The organism is Anoxynatronum buryatiense (assembly GCF_900182905.1).
Classification (GTDB): Bacteria; Bacillota; Clostridia; order Peptostreptococcales; family Tindalliaceae; genus Anoxynatronum; species Anoxynatronum buryatiense.
The window spans coordinates 1-2,684 of record NZ_FXUF01000036.1; the positions used below are offsets into that span (position 1 = coordinate 1).

The 2,684-nt window shown below is 60.0% G+C and carries 1 protein-coding gene and 1 pseudogene; both read right to left on the reverse strand.

What is annotated here, in order from left to right; all coding sequences use genetic code 11:
• Nucleotides 1-1,320 (reverse strand): 4-aminobutyrate--2-oxoglutarate transaminase (gabT, locus tag QOL74_RS18270; RefSeq protein ID WP_283410943.1); only part of this gene is annotated, 1,320 nt, incomplete at its 3' end.
• A 654-nt stretch (nucleotides 1,321-1,974) separates the two neighbouring features.
• A pseudogene (locus tag QOL74_RS18525) lies at nucleotides 1,975-2,676 on the reverse strand (aldehyde dehydrogenase family protein); the annotation flags it as partial.
• Nucleotides 2,677-2,684: the final 8 nt, after the last annotated feature.

A 2,684-nucleotide genomic window follows, 5' to 3' on the forward strand; every position in this document is an offset into this window, starting at 1 on the left:
AGCCGCCTCCAGAATATCCAGCCCCGCCTGCAGCTGCTCATCGGTGATCACCAGCGGTACCAGGAAACGAATCACATTGCCCCTGGCTCCGGCACTGAGGAGCACCAGGCCGTTCTCCCAGCATTCTTTGATGATGGCGTTGGTTTCGTCTTTGGCGGGGGCTTTGGTGGTGCGGTCTTTCACCAGCTCAAGGGCCAGCATGACTCCCCGGCCCCGTACATCGCCGATGAGGGAATAGGTGTCTTTCATCTTATTCAGCCGGCTTCTGAAGAGGTGGCCCAGTTCTTCTGCCCGGCCGGGGAAGTTGTCCCGTTCCATGATGTCCATCACCTTCAGGGCTGCGGCGGCGGCCACGGGATTGCCGCTGTAGGTGCCGCCGATGCCGCCGGCATGGGAGGCGTCCATGATGTCGGCCCGGCCGGTGACGGTGGAGATGGGCAGGCCGCCGGCAATGGATTTGGCGGTGGTCCACATGTCGGGAGCGGCGGGCCAGTGTTCGGTGGCAAAGAGCTTGCCGGTGCGGCCGAAGCTGGTTTGAATTTCATCGGCAATGAGGATGATGCCGTGGGTGTCGCAGATGTCTCTTAACACGGTGATGTATTCATCGGGGATCTGCACGAAGCCTCCTTCGCCCTGGATGGGTTCCAGGATGATGGCGGCCACATCGGTGGGATCCACTTCTTCCAGGAAGAAGGCTTCAAACTGGCCGGCACAGTAGAGGCCGCAGGTGGCTCTTTCTTTGTCGTAGGGACAGCGGTAGCAGTAGGGGTACAGGGCCCGGTGGATGCCCGGGGCAAAGGGGCCGAAACCAAACTTGTAGGGTTTGACCTTGCTGGTCATGCCCATGGTCAGGTTGGTGCGGCCATGGAAGGCGCCGGTGAAGACGATGATTTCGGAGCGGCCGGTGTGTTTCCGGGCGATCTTAATGGCATTCTCCACGGCTTCGGCGCCGCTGTTCACCAGCATGGTTTTCTTTTGAAAGTCGCCGGGCAGCAGCTGGTTCATCTTTTCTGCCACCCGCATGTAGTCTTCGTAGAGGACCACGTTGATGCTGGTGTGGAAGAATTTTTCTGCCTGGGTTTTGACGGCGTCAATGACTTCCGGATGGCTGTAGCCGATGTTCAGCACACCGATGCCGCCCACGAAGTCTAGAAATACATTGCCGTCCACATCCTGGAACAGGGCACCTTCGCCTTTTTCCACAAAGACGGGGGTGTTGACGGAGACGCCGGCGGGCACGTTGGCTTCCCGGAGTTTTAACAGTTCCTGGCTTTTGGGGCCGGGGACAGGGGTGATGATGCGGGGGCCTTGCAGTGGCATGGGGGATTCCTCCTTTGGTTAGTCGGCCCAGATGGCTTCGTCGGTGGGCACGGGTTTGTCTTTCAGGTAGTAGCCGATGCGGGAGATGTTGATCATGTGCTTGTAGGTGAAGTTCTCGGAGATGATGTTGTTGCCCCAGGTGCCGCAGCCCAACGTGGTGGTGGGGGCGAAGCCGTTATGGAGGCTGCCGCCGGCGGAGGTGGAGCTGGGCTGGTTCACCACCAGGCGGCTGACGGTTAAGGCCAGGCCGGCCTGTTGGATGTGGGCATCGTTATGGGAGTGGAGGGCGGCGCTGTGGCCCTTGCCTTCCAGTTCCAGGTTGGTCTGGGCAATGCTTAGGGCTTCGTCAAAGCTGTGGTAGCCATACACGGCCATGACGGGGCACATTTTTTCCTTGCTGAGTAGATCGGCTTCTCCCGGGCCGTCGGCTTTGGCCAGGATAACTCTGGTGCCGACCGGGATGGGCAGGTCTGCCAGTCGGGCAATGGTGGCCACGGACTGGCCCACCACGTCTTTGGCGGTCATGCCGCCTTCGAAGATGGTCTGCCTGAGCTTGGCTTTATCGGCTTCGCTTTCGGCAATCCAGGCGCCGTTTTCTTTGAACAGTTCCAGGATAGCGTCCAGGTCTTCGGCGGGGGCGATGACGCTTTGTTCTCCGGAGCAGATGATGCCGTTGTCGAAGCAGCGGCCGGTGATGATTTTGGGCACGGCTTCTTCGTAGTCACTGTCTTTGTCGATGATGCACTGGACGTTGCCGGGGCCCACGCCGTAGGCGGGCTTGCCGCTGCTGTAGGCGGCTTTCACCATGGCGCCGCCGCCGGTGGCCACCACCACGTCCACAGCTTGCATCAGTTCACCGGTGAGTTCAATGCTGGGTTCTTCGATGATTTGAATCAGGTGTGCCGGTGCTCCCAGGGGGTAAATGGCATCGTTCATCATCTCCACAGTCACCCGGCTCACGTTCTTTGCCCGGGGATGGGGGGCGATGATGATGGCATTGCCGCCCTTCAGGGCAAACATGGCGTTGCTCATGGCGGTGACGGTGGGATTGGTGGTGGGGGCCACGGCCCCGATGACGCCGATGGGCTTGGCGATTTCCACAAGGCCTTCTTCTTCCAGATGCCGCAGAATACCCACAGACTTCTTGTCTTTCAGGTCATGCCAGATGACTTTGGACTTGCCCTTGTTCTTGGCCACCTTGTCTTCGTACACGCCCATGCGGGTTTCTTCCACGGCCATTTTGGCCAGGGCTTCGGCGTTGTCGTAGACAACTTTGGCGATGGCCCGCACAATGGCATCCACCTGGCTCTGGCTGAAGTGGGCATAGGCGGCCTGGGCGCTGCGGGCTTTGTGCATCAGGTCTT